Below are 18,687 nucleotides of genomic sequence, written 5' to 3'. Positions count from 1 at the left end.
GGCCCCGCGGCCTCAGCCCGGACCTGCGCCCGCGCCCCAGCCCTTCCCGCAGCCTGACCAGGGCGTTCAGACCCAGGCCTTCGCCTACGGCGGCGACACCGCCGAGATGACGCGCGAGGAGCGCCGGGCGGAGTCCTACGCCGCCAAGGGCGCGTCGGACGCCGCCGACCGGCTCGACGCGCTCGCCTCGCGACCCAAGCCGCAGCCGGCCGAGCCGCCAAAGCCGAAGAACGCTCCCGGGCCCAAGTCGACCCCCGGCTTCGAGCAGCTGAAAAAGGCCCAGGCGGTCGCCGAGATCGTCCGCGAGCAGTCGGACTACTACCACGCGACGAAGACGACGATCTTCAACGCCCTGATGAACACCATCGACCTGGCCCAGCTGGCCGGGCTCGATCCGAAGGCTGCGGCCGAGGAAATCCGCGACATCGTCGCCGAGCTGGTGGCGATCAAGAACGTCTCCATGTCGGTGGCCGAGCAGGAGCACCTGGTCCAGGACATCGTCAACGACGTCCTCGGCTATGGCCCGTTGGAGCCGCTGCTGGCGCGCGACGACATCGCCGACATCATGGTCAACGGCGCCGGCCGGGTGTTCATCGAAGTCGGCGGCAAGGTGCAGCTGACCAACGTCCGCTTCCGCGACAACGCCCAGCTGATGAACATCTGCCAGCGGATCGTGTCGCAGGTCGGCCGCCGCGTCGATGAAAGCTCCCCGATCTGCGACGCCCGCCTGCCGGACGGTTCGCGCGTCAACGTCATCGCTCCGCCGCTGGCCATCGACGGCCCGACGCTGACGATCCGGAAGTTCAAAAAAGACAAGCTGACGATGAAGAACCTGGTGGAGTACGCCTCCATCAGCCCCGAGGGCGCGCGCGTTCTGGGCGTCATCGGCGCCTCGCGCTGCAACCTGGTCATTTCGGGCGGCACGGGTTCGGGCAAGACGACGCTTCTGAACACCCTGACCGCCTTCATCGACCCGACCGAGCGCGTCATCACCTGCGAAGACGCCGCCGAACTGCAGCTGCAGCAACCGCACGTGGTGCGTCTGGAGACGCGTCCGCCGAACCTCGAAGGCCAGGGCATGATCTCCATGCGCGACCTGGTGAAGAACTGTCTGCGGATGCGTCCCGAGCGGATCATCGTCGGCGAGGTCCGCGGCCCGGAAGCCTTCGATCTGCTGCAGGCCATGAACACCGGCCACGACGGCTCGATGGGCACGCTGCACGCCAACAGCCCGCGCGAAGCCATCAGCCGGATGGAGTCGATGATCACCATGGGCGGCTACGGCCTGCCCTCGAAGACCATCCGCGAGATGATCGTCGGCTCGGTCGACGTCATCGTCCAGGCCGCCCGTCTGCGCGACGGTTCGCGCCGCATCACCCACATCACCGAGGTGGTCGGTCTGGAAGGCGACGTCATCGTCACCCAGGACCTGTTCGTCTACGAGATCACCGGCGAGGACGAGAACGGCAAGATCGTCGGCCGTCATCGCTCCACCGGCATTGCGCGCCCGCGTTTCTGGGATCGCGCCCGCTATTACGGCCTCGAGCGTGAGCTGGCCGAAGCCCTCGACGCGGCGGAGTAGTCGCCATGCTTCCCATCCTCGCGGCGGTCCTGGCTTTTATCACCATCGGCGGTCTCGGCTGGGCCTTCGTCGGCGGCGGCGATTCCAGCGAGGCGGCGATCAAGCGCGCCCAGACCTTCAGCGGGCCGAAGCAGTCGGCCGCCGCCGCCAAGAAGGCCGCGGCAGCCAACACGCCCGAGGCCCGCCGCAAGCAGATCCTGATGCAGCTGCAGGAATCCGAGCGGGCGTCGCGCAAGGCGCGCATCAGCCTGGCCGCCCAGCTCAAGCAGGCCGGCCTGAACACCAGCGTGCGCAGCTTCTGGATCATGAGCGCCGTGCTCGGCGTCATCGCCTTCATCGTGCCGCTGGTCTTCCGCCTGAATATCCTGATCCCGCTGGGCGCCTCGGTCGCCTTCGGCCTCGGCCTGCCGCGCTGGATCGTCGGCTTCCTCGGCGCGCGGCGCCGCAAGCAGTTCTCCAGCCACTTCGCCGACGCCGTCGATGTCATCGTGCGCGGCATCAAGTCTGGCCTGCCGGTTCACGACTGTTTCAAGATCATCGCCAAGGAGAGCCCGGCGCCGCTGGGCCCCGAGTTCCAGACGCTGGTCGAGGGCATGGGCGTGGGCCTGACCCTGCCCCAGGCGCTGGACAAGATGTACGAGCGCATGCCGACGCCGGAGCTGAAGTTCTTCGCCATCGTCATCGGCATCCAGCAGAAGACCGGCGGCAACCTCGCCGAGGCTCTCGGCAACCTCACGACCGTGCTGCGCGCCCGCCGCATGATGAGCGAGAAGATCAAGGCGCTGTCGTCAGAGGCGACCGCCTCCGCCGGCATCATCGGCTCCCTGCCGCCGGTGGTGATGATCCTCGTCAGCATCACGACCCCGGCCTACATGGCCAAGCTCTTCACCGACCCCCGTGGCCAGTTCATGCTCATCGTCGCCGTGGCGATGATGAGCTTCGGGGTGTTCGTGATGAAGAAGATGATCTCGTTCAAGTTCTAGGGGCGGGCGCGCGCGATGATCGACTTCTTCACCGACATGCAGAACCTGCTCAGCCTGGGCGTGGGCGCGCTGGTGTTCGCGACCCTGGTGACCCTGCTCAGCTCGTTCGGCAGCGGGGCCAAGCTCGAAACCCGAATGAAGGCCGTGGCCGACCGGCGCGAGGAGCTCAAGCGCCGCTCCCGGCAGGCTATCGCCGCCCAAGGGTCGCAGAACCTGCGGCACTCTGACGAAGGCTTCAAGAAGGACGTCGTCGAGCGCCTCAACCTGACCAAGCTTCTGGAGGACCCCAAGGTCGCCGACAAGATGGCCCAGGCCGGCCTCCGTGGCCCGAAGCCGCTGACCACCTTCTATTTCTTCCGCTTCTCGATGCCGTTCGTCTTCTTCGCGACGACGGCGGTCTACCTGTTCGCCGTCAACGATTTCGGCCTGACGCTGATGATGCGGGTGGTCGCCATCATGGTGGCGACGATGATCGGCTTCTATGCGCCGAACATCTATCTCGAGAACCGCATCTCCAAGCGCCGCACCTCGATCATGCAGGCCTTCCCGGACGCGCTGGACCTGCTGCTGATCTGCGTCGAGGCCGGCATGTCGATCGAGGCGGCGATCCAGAAGGTCAGCCAGGAGATCGGCGGCTCGTCCATCGACCTGGCCGAGGAGATGACCCTGCTTTCGGCCGAGCTGAGCTATCTGCCTGATCGCCGCATGGCCTACGACGGCCTGGCCAAGCGGACGAACCACCCGGGCGTGAAGTCGGTGGCCACCGCCATGACGCAGGCCGAGACCTACGGCACCCCGCTGGGGACGGCCCTGCGGACCATGGCCAAGGAAAACCGCGAGCTGCGCCTGTCAGCCGCCGAAAAGAAGGCGGCGGCGCTTCCGGCCAAGCTGACCGTGCCGATGATCCTGTTCTTCCTGCCGGTGCTGTTCATCGTCATCCTGACGCCGGCGATCATCACCATCCAGGATACGATGAAGGGCTGATCAGCCTTCGGCCGCGGCCTTCCAGGCCTCGGCCACCGCATCGGCCGCATGGCGCAGATGCTTGCGGTGCTTGTCGAAGAACATCTCGCCGCGCAGGCCGCTGAAGATGAAGCCGTTCGACGCGATGCAGCTGCCCGGCTCCAGTTGCTCGATCTCGAAATAGCGCATCGAGCGGAACCACAGGCCGCGGTTTTCGGCCCAGACCAGCTGGGCGTAGGGCTGCCATTCGCCGACCTTGGCCACGACCCGCCGCTCAGGCAGGCCCTCGATCGCCTCGGTCAAGGCGATCTCGCCGCCGAATGCGATGGCGCCCTCGACGCTCTTCTCGACCGGGTTCCACCGATCCCAGAAGCCCAGGTCGTGGATCACCTCCCAGATGCGGTCGGTCGAGGCGCGAATGCCGATACGCTTTTCGATACGGGCTGTTTCCATGCCTTTCGCTCTGGCACGGCTTTCCGTCCGAGAAAAGGCGTTGCTGTGTCAGCGGTTGCCTTCTGGTCCGGGCTGCGACGCCGGCGGGGTCTCGGGCGAGGGCGTCTCATCGCGATCGGGCAGGTCCGGCGGCCCGGCGCGTAGTTGCGGGCTGACGAAGCAGAGCACAGCCGCCCCGGCCAGCAGCGCCGCATTGGCGATGAAGGGGGCGGGTTCCGCCCACTCGTAGAGCAGGACGCCGACGACGGGCGGCAGCAGGAAGCTGAGCCCCGCAAGCGCCATCATCAGGCCCGCCACCGCTCCTTGCTCATGCGCTTCGACGGACAGGGACGACCCGGCGGTGAAGCCGGGCCGTGCGAAACCGACGCCCATCGACACCACGGCGTAGCCGATCACGACGCCATAGTAGCCGGGTGAGGCGATGCTCATCAGATTGCCGGCCAGGGCCAGGCCGCCGCCCCAGCGCATCAGGTCGCGGGGCTGCAGTTTCAGCAGAGGGATCAGGCCCCACTGGGCCATCAGCGTCGCGGCGGCGCCGGCCAGCATGGCGATGCCGATGAAGGGCTGGGAATCGCGCGCCGCCACGCCCGTCGCCGCCATCTCGTCGATGATGTGGAAGCCGAGCACCGAGATGTTGATCGCCTGCGCCCCGGTGACCAACAGACCGTACAGCAGGTAGTCGCGGACGCGCCGGTCGCGCCACAGTCCCTTCTCGCTCTTGCCGCGATGACCGCTGGGCGAGGGAATGCGCACAACCTCCCCGCTGGGCAGGCGGCGCCAGACGACCAGCAGGACCACGCCGGCGCACAGGGCGAAGGCGTACATGGGCCCGGCCAGACCCACGAGCGGCAGGACGAAAAACGGCGCCAACGCCGGGCCGATCACTGTGCCCAGCCCTTGCGCCGAGGCCAGCAGCGACATGGCCTGGGTGCGTTGCTCCGGCGTGGTGCGGTCGGCGACATAGGCCTGGGACGCGATCGGCGCCGCCGAGCCGAACACGCCGTAGATGGTGCGCGCCACCGCCATCAGGGTGAAGGCGAGGACCGGGCCGAGCCAATGCTCCAGCCCGGAGGTCGCGGCCAGGCCGAAGCCTGTCATGGAGGCGACGAAGCCGGACAGGCCGATCAGGATGACCCGCTTGCGCCCGAGAGTGTCGGACAGCCGCGCCCAGAATACCGAGGTGAAGGTCCACATCAGGGCCGAGATGGCGAAGGCGCCCGCGACGAGGCTGTCCCGCAGCCCGAACTCGCGCCCGATCGCCGGCAGCACCGACTGCAGCGCCATATTGCCGGCCGCCGCGATCAGGCTGACCGCGAACAGAAGGGCGAAGGCGGGCGATCTGAGGTTCACCAGCCGAGCCTAGCCCCGGCATCGGCCCGCGTCACCCGCCTCCTGTCGGCTCCACGCGGCGAGTGCGAGTCGACGAAACACAGAGTCTGAATCGTCTGAAACCGGAGCGCCCGGCGCGCCCGAAAAACAGAGTCTGAAACGTCTGAATCGTCTGAAACCGGAGCGTCCGGGGCGCGCGAAAAAACGGAGTCTGAATCGTCTGAATCGTCTGAAACCGCTCGGAGCCGGCGAGCGACGTCGTGTCAAAGACCCGGATGCGCCGTCACCCGGCCGGGCGGCGCGAGCGTATTATGGCAGGGGCGTTCGCGGCGGTGCGAAAATGACGCTGGGCGGGAATGAGTCCGTCGAGAATCCAGCGGCTTAGGTCGGCGCAATGCGCGGCTTGCGGATGATCCGGCGCGAACCGCCTGGGCCGCTCCCCGCCAATCCCTTGCCAGAGCGTGCGACCTCCGCGACGGTGGCGCTTCCATCAGGGGATCGCCATGACCATTCGCCGCCTGTTCGCCGCCACGGCGCTCGCCGCCGTTCTGTCCGCGGGCGCCGCCGTCCCGGCGATGGCCCAGGCCGATCCGGCCGCGGTCGCCGCCGCCGTCGACGCCGTGACGCCCAAGGTCGTGGCCTGGCGGCGCGACCTGCATCAGAACCCTGAGCTCGGCTTCGCCGAGGTCCGCACCGCCGGCGTCGTCGCCGACCACCTCAGGTCGCTGGGCCTCGAGGTGCGCACCGAGGTCGGCAAGACCGGCGTCGTGGGCATCCTTCGCGGCGGCCGTCCGGGCCCGGTGGTGGCGCTGCGCGCCGACATGGACGCCCTGCCGGTGCAGGAGGCGACCGGTCTGCCTTTCGCCTCAAGCGCGACCGGGACCTACATGGGCCAGACCGTGCCGGTGGCCCACGCCTGCGGCCACGACGCTCACGTCGCCATGCTCATGGGCGCCGCCGAGGTGCTGGCCGGGATGAAGGACGAGATCTCCGGCACCATCGTCTTCATCTTCCAGCCGGCCGAGGAGGGCGCCCCTCCCGGCGAACCCAAGGGCGGCGCGGCCCTGATGATCGAGCAGGGCGCGTTGGCCAACCCGCGTCCGGACGCGATCTTCGGCCTGCATGTGGTGCCCGGCCGCCCGGGGACTCTGTGGTATCGATCGCGTGGCTTCATGGCCGCCTCGGACCGGGTCGACATCACCCTGCACGGCCGCCAGACCCACGGCGCCTGGCCATGGAAGGGCGTCGACGTCATCACCGCCTCGGCCGATGTGGTCCAGACCATTAACAATCTGACGGCGCGCACGCTGGACCCGACGACGACCCCGACAGTCTTCACCATCTCCACGCTCGACGCCGGGGTTCGCTACAACATCATCCCGGACAAGTCGGTCCTGTCCGGGACCCTGCGCACCTTCGACATCGCTCAGCGCGACGACCTCGTGCGGCGCGCCGAAGCGGCGGTCGACAACGTCGCCGAGACCTATGGCGCCACCGCCGACTTCTCGGTCCGCCAGAACGCCGCCCTGGTGTTCAACAACGAGGCGCTTTCGGCCTGGCTCGCCCCGGTGCTGGAGGAGGCGGCGGGCGAGGGGAACGTCAATCCGGCCGCTCCGCCGACCACGGTGGCCGAGGACTTCTCCTACCTGTCGCAGGAGGTGCCGGGCGTCTTCTATCACCTTGGCGGCAGCCCCGACGGCGTTGATCCGGCCACCGCCGCCCCGAACCACTCGCCCTCGTTCGACGTCAACGAGAAGGTCCTGCCGCTCGGGGTGAAGGCGCACGTGCTGAGCGCGCTGCGCTTCCTGGAGCAGGCGCCCCGGACCGGGTCGTAGATCGCCGGCCACACTGATCTTGGTAAAAATCGCGAAACCACGCCTGGCAAGGTTCGCTATACGACGTTCCCGCATCCTCGCTGAGTAAGCAGGAGCGCGTGATGAGAAAGCTCGGAGTTGAACTGCCGCCGCCGACGCTGCACCGTCGCGGCGGGCCCGTGAAGGAAGTGCTCCACTTCCTGCTCGCTTTCGGGGCGATGTTCGGCGGCGCGCTGCTGGCGCTCGACGTCCTCTTCTAGGCCGACGTCCGCTCGAAATAGGTGGCGATGACCCGGCGGTAGACGTCCGCCAGCGCCTCGATCTCGGCCACCGGCGCCCGCTCGTCGACCTGGTGCATGGTCTGGCCGACCAGGCCCAGCTCCAGCACCGGACACATGGCCCGGATGAAACGGGCGTCCGAGGTGCCGCCGGTGGTCGAGGCCTCGGGCCGGACGCCCGCCTGGGCCTCCACCGCGTCCTGCACGGCCTCGACGAAGACGCCGGCCTGGGTCAGGAAGGCGTCGCCCGAATGCAGGTGCTCCAGCTCGATGCGCAGGCCGCTTTCGGCCTGGGCCTTGCCGGCCTCGGCGTTCAGCCAGGCCATCAGGCTTTCGCCGGTGTGCGAGGGATTGAAGCGGATGTTCAGCCGCCCGCGCGCCTCGGCCGGGATCAGGTTGGTCGCCGTATTGCCGACGTCCAGGGTGGTCAGCTCCAGGTTCGACGGCTGGAAGGCTTCATAGCCGTCGTCGAGCCGGTGGTCGGCCAGGCGGGCCGCCAGCCTGGCCAGCACCGGCACCGGATTGGCGGCGCGGTCCGGATAGGCCACGTGGCCCTGCTTGCCGTGGACGGTGATCCAGGTGTTGAGCGAGCCGCGGCGGCCGATCTTGATCATGTCGCCCAGCCGGTGTTGCGACGATGGCTCGCCGACCACGCAGGCGTCGATCACCTCGCCCTCGGCCATCAGGGCCTCGACCACCTTCTTGGTGCCGTGCAGGGCGGGGCCCTCCTCGTCGCCGGTGATCAGGAAGGACAGGGAGCCGGGGACGTCGCCCTCGGCGAGGATGTGCGAGACCGCCGCGACCCAGGCCGCGATGCCGCCCTTCATGTCGACCGCGCCGCGGCCGTAGAGGACGCCGTCCTTGACCTCGGCCGCGAACGGACCGGAGGACCAGGCCTCGGTCGCGCCGGTCGGCACCACGTCGGTGTGTCCCGCGAAGCAGAGGTTGGGCCAGGCCGTCCCGCGCCGGGCGTACAGGTTTTCGATCCGCGCATCGGCGCCCACGCCGCCGACCTCCCCGAAGGCCAGCCGCCGACAGTGGAAGCCGAGCTCGGTCAGGGTCCGCTCCAGCACGTCCATCGCCCCCTCGTCGGCCGGGGTGACGGAGGGAATGCGGATCAGGTCGCGGGTCAGTTCGACAGGATCGATAACGGGATGTGATGCGGCGCTCATGAGGCTGTGCTTTACGGGTTTCGGACGATTGCGAGAAGGCTTCTCCCCATGCCGAAGATCGACATCGACGCCGCCCCGACCGCCCACGGCACGGGCTACCCCGAGGAATTCGCCGCGCCGTGCAAGCCGCGCCGCCGCTGGAAGCTGGGCGACGCCGTCGGCCTGGACCAGTTCGGGGTCAACCTCCTGCGCCTGCCCGCCGGGGCGTGGTCGAGCCAGCGCCACTGGCATGTGAAGGAGGACGAGTTCGTCTGGGTGGTTTCCGGCGAGGTCGTGCTGGTCGAGGACGAGGGCGAGACGGTCCTTCGCGCCGGCGATTGCGCGGGCTTCAAGGCCGGGGCGCCGAACGGCCACAAGATCGAGAACCGATCCGACAGCGAGGCCGTTCTGCTGGAAGTCGGGACCCGCGCGCCCGGCGGCGACGGGGCCGACTATCCCGACATCGACATGGTCCTGCCCGTCGGCGGCGACCGCTATTTCCACCGCGATGGAACGCCCTATCCGAAGGTTGATCGCCGCACGTGACCGTTGAGAGCCTCGACACCGGGTCGCCGACCCCGCCGACCCCGCCCCCGACCGACGACGGCGGACCCGCCAGTCCCTGGGGGCTCCGCGACTTCCGCCTGCTGTGGTTCGGCCGCGTCGTCGCGGTGCTGGGCATCCAGATCCAGTCCTCGGCCCTGCTCTGGCAGGTCTATGAGATCGCCCGCCGCGACCACCCGATCCAGGAGGCCAGCCTCTATCTGGGCCTCGTCGGCCTGTGCCAGTTCCTGCCGCTGCTGGCCTTCACCCTGCCCGCCGGGGCCATGGCCGACCGACGCGACCGCAAGCGCACCGTGGCCCTGTCGATCGTGGTCGAGGCCTTCTGCGCCGCCGGCTTCCTGGCGATGGCCCTGCATGGCTCGCCGCCGCTCTGGGGCCTGCTGGCCGTCGCCGCCCTGTTCGGCGCGGCCCGCGCCTTCCTCGCCCCCGCCAGCCAGGCCTTCCTGCCCATGGTGGTCGGCCGCAAGGCCCTGCCGCCGGCCATCGCGGCCCAGTCGATCGCCTTCCAGACCGGCGCCATCGCGGGCCCGGCGCTGGGCGGCGTCATCGTCGGGATCAACGTCCCGCTGGCCTATGCCGTGGCCATGGGGCTGTTCCTGCTCGGCGTCAGTTGCTTCCTGCTGATCCGGACCAGCGGCAAGCCGCGCAATCCGGACAACAAGCTGCCCCCGCTCGAGGCAGTGAAGGAGGGCCTGGCCTATGTCTGGAAGACCAAGATCGTGCTTGGGGCCATCTCGCTGGACCTGGTGGTCGTCCTGTTGGCCGGTGTCGCACTGCTGACCCCGATCTTCGCGCGCGATATCCTGCATGTGGGACCTGAGGGCTTCGGCCTGTTGCGCGCCTCCTTCGGGGTCGGGGCCCTGGGCATGGCGGTCTACCTCAGCCGCTACCCGATCACCCGCAACGGCGGCCGCTGGATGTTCGCGGCGGTGGCGGTGTTCGGCCTGTGCACCCTGACCTTCGGCCTGTCCAAGACGGTCTGGCTGTCCGGCCTGGCCCTGCTGGTCGGCGGCGCGGCGGACATGATCAGCGTCAACATCCGCCAGACCCTGATCCAGCTGGCCACCCCCGACCACATGCGCGGCCGGGTCAGCTCGGTGTCGATGCTGTTCATCGGCGCCTCCAACGAACTGGGCGAGGCCTACTCGGGCGTGGTCGTGCGCATCCTCGGCCCGATCGGCGCGGCGGTGTTCGGCGGCTTCGGCGCCCTGGCCGCGACCGGCGTCTGGGCCAAGCTGTTCCCGAGCCTGAGGAAGGCGGATCGGCTCAGTTGAGGGCCGGGTTCGGGCGCTGGCGGCGGCTGAGTGGCTAGTGGCTAGTGATTAGTGGCTGGCCGCCGTCTTGGGCGGCGCAGTCATCGAGCTGCTCCCCGCAGACTGCGGTTGAGCTGGATCATCTACGGGTCACCCTCACTAGCCACTAGCCACTAGCCACTCAGCCGCCGCCAATGATGGCGCAGGTCAGCGCGGACCGCAGACTACTGACAGGCCAGGCACTCGTCGTAGTCGGTGCGGGCGGCGGCGAAGAGGTCGGGCTGGTTCGGGTCGGCTTCGACCTCGGCCTTGTCCTCGGCGCCCGCGAACGAGGCGCGCTGCACCGACTTGGAGCGCAGGTAGTAGAGCGACTTCACGCCGGTCTCCCAGGCGCGCCAGTGCAGCATGTGCAGGTCCCACTTGTCGACGTCGCCCGGGATGAACAGGTTGATCGACTGGGCCTGGCAGATCTCCGGCGCGCGGTCGGCCGACAGTTCGACGACCCAGCGCTGGTCCAGTTCGAAGGCGGTCTTGAACACGCCCTTCTCGTCCTCGGTCAGCTGATCGAGGTGCTGCACCGAGCCTTCGTGCTCGAGGATCGAGGACCAGACGGCCTCGGTGTCGATGCCCTTCTCGCCCAGCAGACGCTGAAGGTAGGGGTTCTTGACCGCGAACGAGCCCGACAGGGTCTTGTGAGTGTAGATGTTGGCCGGGATCGGCTCGATGCCGGCCGAGGTGCCGCCGCAGATGATCGAGATCGAGGCGGTCGGGGCGATGGCCAGCTTGTGTGAGAAGCGCTCCATGACGCCGCGCTCGGCGGCGTCCTCGCAGGCGCCCTTCTCTTCAGCCAGCAGACGGCTGGCCTTGTCGGCCTCGCGGCGCAGGTGCTTGAACAGACGCATGTTCCACGACTTGGCCATGGCGCTTTCGAAGGCCACGCCCTGTCCCTGCAGGAAGGAGTGGAAGCCCATCAGGCCCAGGCCGACCGAGCGCTCGCGCTTGGCCGAGTAGACGGCCTGCGACATCGCCGGCGGGGCGCGGCGGATGAAGTCCTCGAGGACGTTGTCGAGGAAGCGCATCACGTCCTCGATGAATTTCGGCTCTTCCCGCCATTCCAGGAAGGTCTCGGCGTTGACCGAGGACAGGCAGCAGACCGCGGTGCGGTCGACGCCCAGGTGGTCGCGGCCGGTGTGCAGCATGATCTCGGCGCACAGGTTGGACTGCTTGACCGACAGGCCGAGGTCCTTCTGGTGCTGCGGCATCTGCCGGTTCACCGTGTCCGAGAAGATCAGATAGGGCTCGCCGGTCTGCAGGCGGATCTCGAGGATCTTCTGCCACAGGGCGCGCGCGTCGACCGTCTTCATGACCTCCTTGTTCTTCGGGGAGAGCAGGTCGAAGGTCTTGCCGTCGCGCACCGCCTCCATGAAGGCGTCGGTGATCGAGATGCCGTGGTGCAGGTTCAGGGACTTGCGGTTGAAGTCGCCCGACGGCTTGCGGATCTCGAGGAACTCCTCGATCTCCGGGTGGTGGATGTCGAGGTAGACGGCCGCCGAACCGCGGCGCAGCGAGCCCTGCGAGATGGCCAGGGTCAGCGAGTCCATGACGCGGATGAAGGGGATGATGCCCGAGGTCTGGCCCGCGCCCTTGACCTTCTCGCCGATCGAGCGGACGCCGCCCCAGTAGGTGCCGATGCCGCCGCCGTTCGAGGCCAGGGCGACGTTCTCGTTCCAGACCGACTGGATGCCGTCGAGCGAGTCGCCGACCGAGTTCAGGAAGCAGGAGATCGGCAGGCCGCGATCGGCGCCGCCGTTGGACAGGACCGGGGTCGCCGGCATGAACCACAGCTTCGACATGTAGTCGTAGACGCGCTGGGCGTGCTCGGCGTCGTCCGAGAAGGCCGTGGCCACCCGGGCGAACATGTCCTGGTAGCTCTCGCCGGCCAGCAGGTACCGGTCCTCCAGCGTCTTCTTGCCGAAGTCGGTCAGCAGTTCGTCGCGCGACCGGTCGATCTGGATGGAAGGCACGACCTTGAGATGGGGCCGCTCAGCGGCGTCCGTGGTCGCAACCGACTGGAATTCCGTCGTCTTCAACGCTTCGCCGCCAGCCATAATGGTCACTGCCCTGAACAAGATAGTTTAGATCTGTGCCTCGGCTCGACCACATCATCTAGTGGCCTAACCGTTCCCCAAGCCCACATATGGGGCGCAGATGGCTAACCAACCGTCAACGGGCTTGACGATCACTTTCTGGGCGAATCGCCTTCAGGACGGGGGATGAGCCTGTGGACAGGCCGCGACGAGGGCATGACGGCCGAGCTGGGATTCTGATCACGAACGCGTGATCGGAACGTCCCGCAAGCGTGACCGTTTCGGACCGATGACCTCTGACCAGATCATCGCCTTCGGCCGCCGGGCCCTGCGCATCGCGCGAACCGAGATCGCCGCGGTCAGCGCCCTGTTCATCGTGGCCCTGGGCGTGATGACCTTCGTCGAACTGGCCGATGACATGACCGAGGCCGACGGGCGGGCCTTCGACCAGGCCGTCCTGCTCGCGACTCACCCCTCGACGGTCGATCCGGGCGATCCGTGGGGCCCGTGGTGGCTCGAGGAGTCCGCGCTCGACCTGACGGCGCTGGGCGGGGTGGCGGTGTTGACCCTGTTCGCCCTGATCGTGGTCGGCTTCCTGCTGCTGCAGAGAAAGCGGCTGTCGGCCCTGCTGCTCGTGCTGGCCCTGGCCGGCGGCGTGGTGCTCAGCGAGGGGCTGAAGGCGGTGTTCGAGCGCGACCGACCGCCCGCCGCCTACCAGGCGGTGGAGACCATCAACGCCAGCTTCCCGTCGGGGCACAGCCTGCTGTCGGCGGTCTTCTATCTGAGCATCGGGGTCATGCTGACCCGCGCCTTCCCGCAGAAGCGTTTCAAGGCCTACGTCATGGGCGTGGCTTTGCTCCTCGCCCTGCTGGTCGGGCTGACGCGGGTCTATCTGGCGGCGCATTGGGCCACCGATGTCCTGGCCGGGTGGAGCGTGGGTGCGGCCTGGGCCATGGCCCTCTGGCTGGTCGCCTACGCGATCCAGAGGCGCCAGGCTGCGCGGCCCGCGGAGCCGCATACGTTGCCGGTCGACGAGGCGTAGGGGCTAGGTTCTAGGGGCTAGGTTTTAGGGAAGCGGCAGGTCGTGGGGCGGCGACACCGGACCCGGCGGCGCGCCCTAGAACCTTGTCCCTAGAACCTCTTCAGGTGGTCGCGCCGAAGTCCAGGTCCTTGCGGGCCGAGATGATGGTGACGATGAAGCCGGCCAGCACGTCGAGCATGACCATGGTCACGATCAGGAAGAAGGTCGAGGTGGCGAAGCCCTTGATCAGCAGAAATTCGACCAGGCAGATCACGAACAGGATCATCGACAGGGCGTGATTGACGATCGCGACCTTCTGGCTTGAGGTCGACTTCAGCAGTTCGAAGAAGAGAAGGATCAGCGACAGCAGCAGGATCACGTCGCCGACGCCCACGTTCCAGCTGGTCCCCGAAGCCATGGGGATCGAGAACATCGGATCCCGCAGGATGGCGTCGGCGCCGGCCGCGGCGGCCAGCCTGTCCCCGCCCGTGAACAGGGTGGAGAGCACCACGATGTTGTAGAACACCACCGGGATCATCAGCAGCGGCAGGGCGATCAGCATGGCTGGAGCTCCAACGAACCGGCCCTAACGGCCGCGCTTGTTAACCATGCATACCGCAGTTCGCTCCATACCGCTACGCTGGCTCGCGCGAGAGGGGAATCGGGGTCAGAACTCGCTGATGGCGCCCGGGCGGCGCGAGCGGGATTTCAGCCACATCACCCCCACCAGGTCCGAGAACGACGCCATCAGCCGGCCCCAGTTGGTGTACTTCGACCGCCCGGTTTCGCGGTGGCGGTGGTCGACGTCGAGGTAGCGGTTCTCGTAGCCCTCGCGGATCATCAGCGCCGGCAGGTAGCGGTGGATGTGGTCGAAGTAGGGGAGCCGCAGGAAGATCTCGCGGCGGAAGGCCTTCAGGCCGCAGCCGGTGTCGTCGGCGTCGTCGCTCAGCAGCTTCTTGCGGATGCGGTTGGCCCAGCGCGAGGCCCAGCGCTTGGCCTCGGTGTCCTGGCGCTTGGCGCGGACGCCGCCGACCAGGCCGACGGTCGAGGGCGAGGCGGCGAGCAGGTCGACCAGGCGCGGCGCGTCGGCGGGCGGGTTCTGGCCGTCGCCGTCGAGGGTGACCACGATCGGGGCGCGGGCCGCCAGAACGCCGGTGCGCACCGCCCGGCTCTGGCCCGCGTTGGAGCCGTGGCTGAGCACGCGCAGCTGCGGCAGCTCGGCCATCAGGGTCCGCAGCTCACCCAGGGTGCCGTCCTTCGAGGCGTCGTCGACGAACACCATCTCGAAATTGCGGCCGGCGAAGGCGGCGGCGATCTCGCGGGCCAGGGGACCGGCGGCGCCCTCTTCATCATGGACAGGAACGACGACGGAGATGTCGGGAACGGCTTCGATCATTCCGGCTGTCTAGACCATTTTTGCTTCAGGCCGGAATCGGCCTGAATCCAATAAATGGTCCAGATTCAAACTGGAGCGAAATTTGAGTCTTGATGGTCGCGGCCCATCAAGACCGATGTCGCCCTAGCCGGTTTCGGAGGCCAGCGGGAGGGACCCGCCTGAGCTGCATAACAGGGCCGCATGACGGGGCGCGAAACGCCGTGTTAGGAAGATGAACATGACGCGCCCCGATCTCGACCGATTCATCGCAGGCTGGCGGGGTCCCGCGCTGGCGGCCCTGATCGCCCTTTTGGCCGGCCTGCCGGTGCTGACGCTGATCCCGCCGCTGGACCGCGACGAGAGCCGCTACGCCCAGGCCACGTCGCAGATGCTGGAGAGCGGCGACTACGTCGATATCCGCTACCAGGACGAGCCGCGCTGGAAGAAGCCGGTCGGCATATACTGGATGCAGGCCATCGCCGTGGCGACGACATCCAAGGTCGAGGCGCGGGACATCCAGGCGTATCGCCTCCCCTCCATCCTCGGGGCCATGCTGGCCGCTGCCGCCTGCGCCTGGGCGGGGGCCGCCATGTTCGGCCAGAGGGCGGGCTTCCTGGCGGGGGCCATGCTGGGCGCAACCTTCCTGCTCTCCACCGAGGCGGGCATCGCCAAGACCGACGCCATGCTGTGCGGGGCGGTGACCCTGGCCATGTGCGCCCTGGCGCGAATCTATCTGGCGACAAGGGCCGGCGAGGCGCCGCAGAGGCTGCACAAGCTTCTGTTCTGGGGCGGGCTGGGCCTGTCGATCCTGATCAAGGGGCCGATCGGCCTGGTCGTCGTGGCGCCCGCCATGATCCTGCTGTCGATCTGGGATCGCGACATCAAATGGATGGCCCGGCTGGGCTGGGGCTGGGGCCTGCCGCTGGTCGCCTTGATCGTCGGCCCCTGGGCCATCGCCATCACAATCGCCACCGACGGCGGCTTCTGGCGCGAGGCCATCGGCGGCGACCTGGCGCCCAAGCTGACCGGCGGGCACGAGAGCCACGGCGCCCCTCCCGGCTACTTCCTGCTGGGTCTGCTGGTGATGTTCTTCCCGGCGACCCTGATGCTGCCCGCCGCCCTGTCGACCGGCTGGCACCGGCGGGCCGAGCCGGCGGTGCGCTTCCTGGTCTGCTGGCTGGTCCCGGCCTGGCTGATCTTCGAGCTGACGCCGACCAAGCTGGCCCACTACACCCTGCCGACCTACGGCGCGATCGCCCTCCTGGCCGCGGCGGCCCTGACCCAGCCGATCGGCAAATTCTCGCGTGTCTTCGGCGCGATCCTGTCGGTCCTGGTCGGCGTCGCCCTGGCGGCCCTCGTGGTGGTCCTGCTGACCGAGTACGGCAAGTCGACGGCCCAGACCTGGGGCGCGATCGCCATCGTCTTCGCCGTCCTGGCCGCCCTGATCGGGGCCTTCCTGCTGCTGCACCGCGCGGCTGTGACCGCGGTGCTGACGGCCATCTGCCTGGGCGTCGTGGCCCACGGCGCCCTGGCCGGCACCCTGCGCCAGCTGCGCCCGCTGGCGATCGCTCCGCGGCTGGAGAAGGCCCTGCTCGACGCCGACCTGCATCCCCGCCAGGGCCGCCCCGGCCCCGTGGCCATCACCGGCTTCCATGAGCCCAGCTTCGTCTTCCTGACCGGCCGCGAAACCGAGCTGGCCAATGCCCAGGAAGCCGCCCAGGCGCTTGCCGAGGGCCGCCCGGTCATCGTTGAGGATCGCGACGCCGACGCCTTCCGCGAGGCCTCGGCCGCGCTCGGCGTCACCGGCCGCTCGGTCGGCGTGGTCACGGGCCACAACTATTCGCAGGGCGACGACGTGCGCCTGACGATCTACGCCCCCGCCGGCTCGGCGCAGCCGTCGGAGCCCGCCCGGTGAGCCGCCGCATCACCATCGTCGAGGTCGGTCCCCGCGACGGGCTGCAGAACGAGAAGACGGTCCTCGAGCCCGCCGTCCGCGTCGACCTGGTCCGCCGGCTCGAAGCCGCCGGCGCGCGGCGCATCGAGGCGGTCAGCTTCGTCCACCCGAAATACGTGCCCCAGATGGCCGGCGCAGAGGAGGTCATGGCCGCCCTTCCCGCCGAGGCCGGGCGCAGCCGCATCGGCCTCGTGCTGAACGGCAAGGGGTACGATCGTGCGCTCGGGACGGCGGTGGACGAGGTCAACATCGCCATGTCCGCCACCGACGGCTTCGGCCTCAAGAACCAGGGCCTGAACGTCGAGCAGCAGGTCCAGATGCTGGCCGACATCCTGGCCGGGCGGGCCAACGCCGAGGGCGCGCCCGGCGCGACGCCGTCCCTGTCCGCCACACTCAGCTGCGTCTGGGGCTGCCCCTTCGACGGCGAGGTCTCGGTGGATCAGGTCAGCGATCTGGTCGGCCGCATCGCCCAACTCGGCGTCGAGGAGATCGCCCTGGCCGACACCATCGGCGTCGGCGATCCGTGGAGCGTCACCCGCAAGGTCGAAGCCGCCCGAAAGGCCGCGCCGGAGGCGGTCCTGCGCCTGCATTTCCACGACACCCGCAACACCGGCCTGGCCAACGCCTATGCCGGCGTCGAGGCCGGGGTCGATGTGCTGGACGCCTCGGTCGGCGGCATCGGCGGATGCCCCTTCGCCCCCGGCGCCACCGGCAACATCGCCACCGAGGACCTCGTCTACATGCTCGAGCGCGCCGGCTTCGAGACCGGCTACGACCTCGACGGCCTGATCGAGACCGCCCGCTGGATCGGCGAGCGCATCGGCCGCCCGGCGCCGAGCGCGCTCAGCCGCGCCGGCGGTTGGCCGAGAAGCTAGCGCTCAAATCACCCGCTCATCCCCACCTTCGCGGGGATGAGCGGGAAATCGGTGCAGGCGCCTAGGCTCGATACGGCGTCTCGAAGGCCCAGCGGACCGCGCCGGCCATGCCGAAGGTCCCGGCCCGCACCAGCGGCCGCGCGACCAGCGGATTGTCGAGCCCGTGCATCCACCGCGCCCAGGCGGGCAGCAGGTCGATGCCGGCCTGCAGGGTCAGGCGCCGCGCCGCCGCCGCTGCGGGGGAGGACGAGGGCTGTTCGAGGATCAGCCGGGCCACCTCGCGTGTCCGCTCGTCGACGCGCAGTTCGCCGCGCATCGCCTCGATCAGGGCCCGCGCCTCGGCCAGGGTGCGGGGCAGGGGGTCGGCCCCCAGCGCCTCGCCGACGACGGCCATCTCGGCGAAATAGCGGTCCTGGTCGGCGCGGCTCATGCCGGGCTCGGCGTAGCGCCGCCAGCCGGCCAGGAAGCTGGTCGCCTCGGTGACGTGCACCCAGGCCAGCAGGCTCGGATCGGCGGCCTGGTAGGGCGTCCCGTCGGGCAGGACGCCGACGACCTGTTCATGGATGCGCCGCACCCGGTCGATGGTCGCCTGGGCCTCGTCCGGGCCGCCGTAGGTGGTGACGGCGATGAAGCGCGCGGTGCGCCGCAGCCGGCCGTGCATATCGGCGCGGAAATTGGAGTGGTCCCAGACCCCGGCCAGCACCGCCGCGTGCAGCATCTGCAGCAGCAGACCCGAGACCCCGCCGACCAGCATGCCGGTGACGTCCCCGTGTACCCGCCAGGCCACCGATTGCGGTCCGAATAGTCCATCGGGCCGCCGCGCCACCGGCCGCTCGCCCTTGGCGGGATCGTTGAACATGGCCACGACCCGCCCGGCGATGGCCCGCTGCACGGGGCGGCCGAGGCGCTTGGCCAGGGGCTCGCGGGTCAGCGGCGGACGGACGGGGTGGGGCATGGCAGGGAGAACGTCCGCCCCGGCGGGAGGTTCGCAAGGGGCGAAGGGTC

The 18,687-nt window shown here is 69.0% G+C and carries 17 protein-coding genes; 10 read left to right on the top strand and 7 right to left on the bottom strand.

Annotated elements, in window-relative coordinates:
• The first annotated feature begins 106 nt into the window (after positions 1–106).
• Genes ASC65_RS11020 through ASC65_RS11010 form a run of 3 tightly spaced genes read left to right on the top strand, consistent with a single transcriptional unit; the run spans position 107 to position 3,549 of the window.
• Positions 107–1,582: a CpaF family protein gene (locus ASC65_RS11020; RefSeq protein ID WP_056453511.1), complete on the top strand. Its 1,476-nt coding sequence runs from the start codon at positions 107–109 to the stop codon at positions 1,580–1,582.
• A gap of 5 nt (positions 1,583–1,587) precedes the next feature.
• Entirely contained in the window at positions 1,588–2,565 is a 978-nt protein-coding gene (locus tag ASC65_RS11015; protein WP_056452911.1) for a type II secretion system F family protein, read from the top strand.
• 15 nt (positions 2,566–2,580) lie between these two features.
• Entirely contained in the window at positions 2,581–3,549 is a 969-nt protein-coding gene (locus tag ASC65_RS11010; RefSeq protein WP_056452907.1) for a type II secretion system F family protein, read from the top strand.
• Here ASC65_RS11010 and ASC65_RS11005 read toward each other — a convergent pair whose 3' ends face one another.
• Together ASC65_RS11005 and ASC65_RS11000 are read right to left on the bottom strand one after the other, a co-directional pair.
• Positions 3,550–3,981: a polyketide cyclase gene (locus ASC65_RS11005; protein WP_056452903.1), complete on the bottom strand. Its 432-nt coding sequence runs from the start codon at positions 3,979–3,981 to the stop codon at positions 3,550–3,552.
• Positions 3,982–4,029: 48 nt separating this feature from the next.
• Positions 4,030–5,331 carry an MFS transporter gene (locus ASC65_RS11000; protein WP_056452900.1) on the bottom strand — a complete coding sequence of 434 codons (1,302 nt, stop codon included), beginning with the start codon at positions 5,329–5,331 and terminating at the stop codon, positions 4,030–4,032.
• A gap of 482 nt (positions 5,332–5,813) precedes the next feature.
• On the opposite strand from ASC65_RS11000, the gene ASC65_RS10995 reads away from it, so the two are divergent.
• Together ASC65_RS10995 and ASC65_RS17160 are read left to right on the top strand one after the other, a co-directional pair.
• Positions 5,814–7,145, top strand: coding sequence for an amidohydrolase (locus ASC65_RS10995; RefSeq protein WP_056452897.1), 1,332 nt, complete (start codon positions 5,814–5,816; stop codon positions 7,143–7,145).
• A 101-nt stretch (positions 7,146–7,246) separates the two neighbouring features.
• Complete coding sequence (locus ASC65_RS17160; RefSeq protein WP_156459635.1) at positions 7,247–7,384, top strand: hypothetical protein; 138 nt, start codon at positions 7,247–7,249, stop codon at positions 7,382–7,384.
• Here the strand turns inward: ASC65_RS17160 and dapE are convergent.
• Complete coding sequence (gene dapE / locus ASC65_RS10990; RefSeq protein WP_056452893.1) at positions 7,381–8,574, bottom strand: succinyl-diaminopimelate desuccinylase; 1,194 nt, start codon at positions 8,572–8,574, stop codon at positions 7,381–7,383. The genes ASC65_RS17160 and dapE overlap by 4 nt on opposite strands.
• A gap of 48 nt (positions 8,575–8,622) precedes the next feature.
• Here dapE and ASC65_RS10985 point away from each other — a divergent pair, with 48 nt between their 5' ends.
• Positions 8,623–9,099, top strand: coding sequence for a cupin domain-containing protein (locus ASC65_RS10985; protein WP_056452890.1), 477 nt, complete (start codon positions 8,623–8,625; stop codon positions 9,097–9,099).
• Complete coding sequence (locus tag ASC65_RS10980; protein ID WP_082526008.1) at positions 9,096–10,391, top strand: MFS transporter; 1,296 nt, start codon at positions 9,096–9,098, stop codon at positions 10,389–10,391. Before ASC65_RS10985 ends, ASC65_RS10980 begins: the two co-directional genes overlap by 4 nt.
• Before the next feature lie 203 nt (positions 10,392–10,594).
• Here ASC65_RS10980 and ASC65_RS10975 read toward each other — a convergent pair whose 3' ends face one another.
• Positions 10,595–12,478, bottom strand: coding sequence for a ribonucleoside-diphosphate reductase subunit alpha (locus tag ASC65_RS10975; protein ID WP_056452888.1), 1,884 nt, complete (start codon positions 12,476–12,478; stop codon positions 10,595–10,597).
• Between the two features lie 268 nt (positions 12,479–12,746).
• Between ASC65_RS10975 and ASC65_RS10970 the strand changes: the two genes are divergently transcribed.
• On the top strand, positions 12,747–13,499 hold the full coding sequence (locus tag ASC65_RS10970) for a phosphatase PAP2 family protein (protein WP_056452885.1): 753 nt from the start codon (positions 12,747–12,749) through the stop codon (positions 13,497–13,499).
• A gap of 100 nt (positions 13,500–13,599) precedes the next feature.
• Here ASC65_RS10970 and ASC65_RS10965 read toward each other — a convergent pair whose 3' ends face one another.
• Positions 13,600–14,040, bottom strand: a complete 441-nt coding sequence (locus ASC65_RS10965; protein ID WP_056452882.1) for a hypothetical protein — start codon at positions 14,038–14,040, stop codon at positions 13,600–13,602.
• Positions 14,041–14,145: 105 nt separating this feature from the next.
• A complete protein-coding gene (locus ASC65_RS10960; protein ID WP_056452879.1) occupies positions 14,146–14,874 on the bottom strand; it encodes a glycosyltransferase family 2 protein in 729 nt (242 codons plus the stop codon).
• 217 nt (positions 14,875–15,091) lie between these two features.
• Between ASC65_RS10960 and ASC65_RS10955 the strand changes: the two genes are divergently transcribed.
• Together ASC65_RS10955 and ASC65_RS10950 are read left to right on the top strand one after the other, a co-directional pair.
• A complete protein-coding gene (locus ASC65_RS10955; protein ID WP_056452876.1) occupies positions 15,092–16,768 on the top strand; it encodes an ArnT family glycosyltransferase in 1,677 nt (558 codons plus the stop codon).
• A complete protein-coding gene (locus ASC65_RS10950) occupies positions 16,765–17,682 on the top strand; it encodes a hydroxymethylglutaryl-CoA lyase (protein ID WP_056452873.1) in 918 nt (305 codons plus the stop codon). The genes ASC65_RS10955 and ASC65_RS10950 overlap by 4 nt, the downstream gene beginning before the upstream one ends.
• A 61-nt stretch (positions 17,683–17,743) precedes the next feature.
• Here ASC65_RS10950 and ASC65_RS10945 read toward each other — a convergent pair whose 3' ends face one another.
• The gene (locus ASC65_RS10945; RefSeq protein WP_056452870.1) at positions 17,744–18,637 is read right to left on the bottom strand and encodes an oxygenase MpaB family protein; all 894 of its coding nucleotides are present in this window, start codon (positions 18,635–18,637) and stop codon (positions 17,744–17,746) included.
• Positions 18,638–18,687: the final 50 nt, after the last annotated feature.

Source organism: Brevundimonas sp. Root1279 (genome assembly GCF_001425945.1).
Taxonomy (GTDB): domain Bacteria; phylum Pseudomonadota; class Alphaproteobacteria; order Caulobacterales; family Caulobacteraceae; genus Brevundimonas.
Note: the sequence above shows the minus strand (reverse complement) of the source record. Positions and strands in the feature narration are given on the sequence as shown.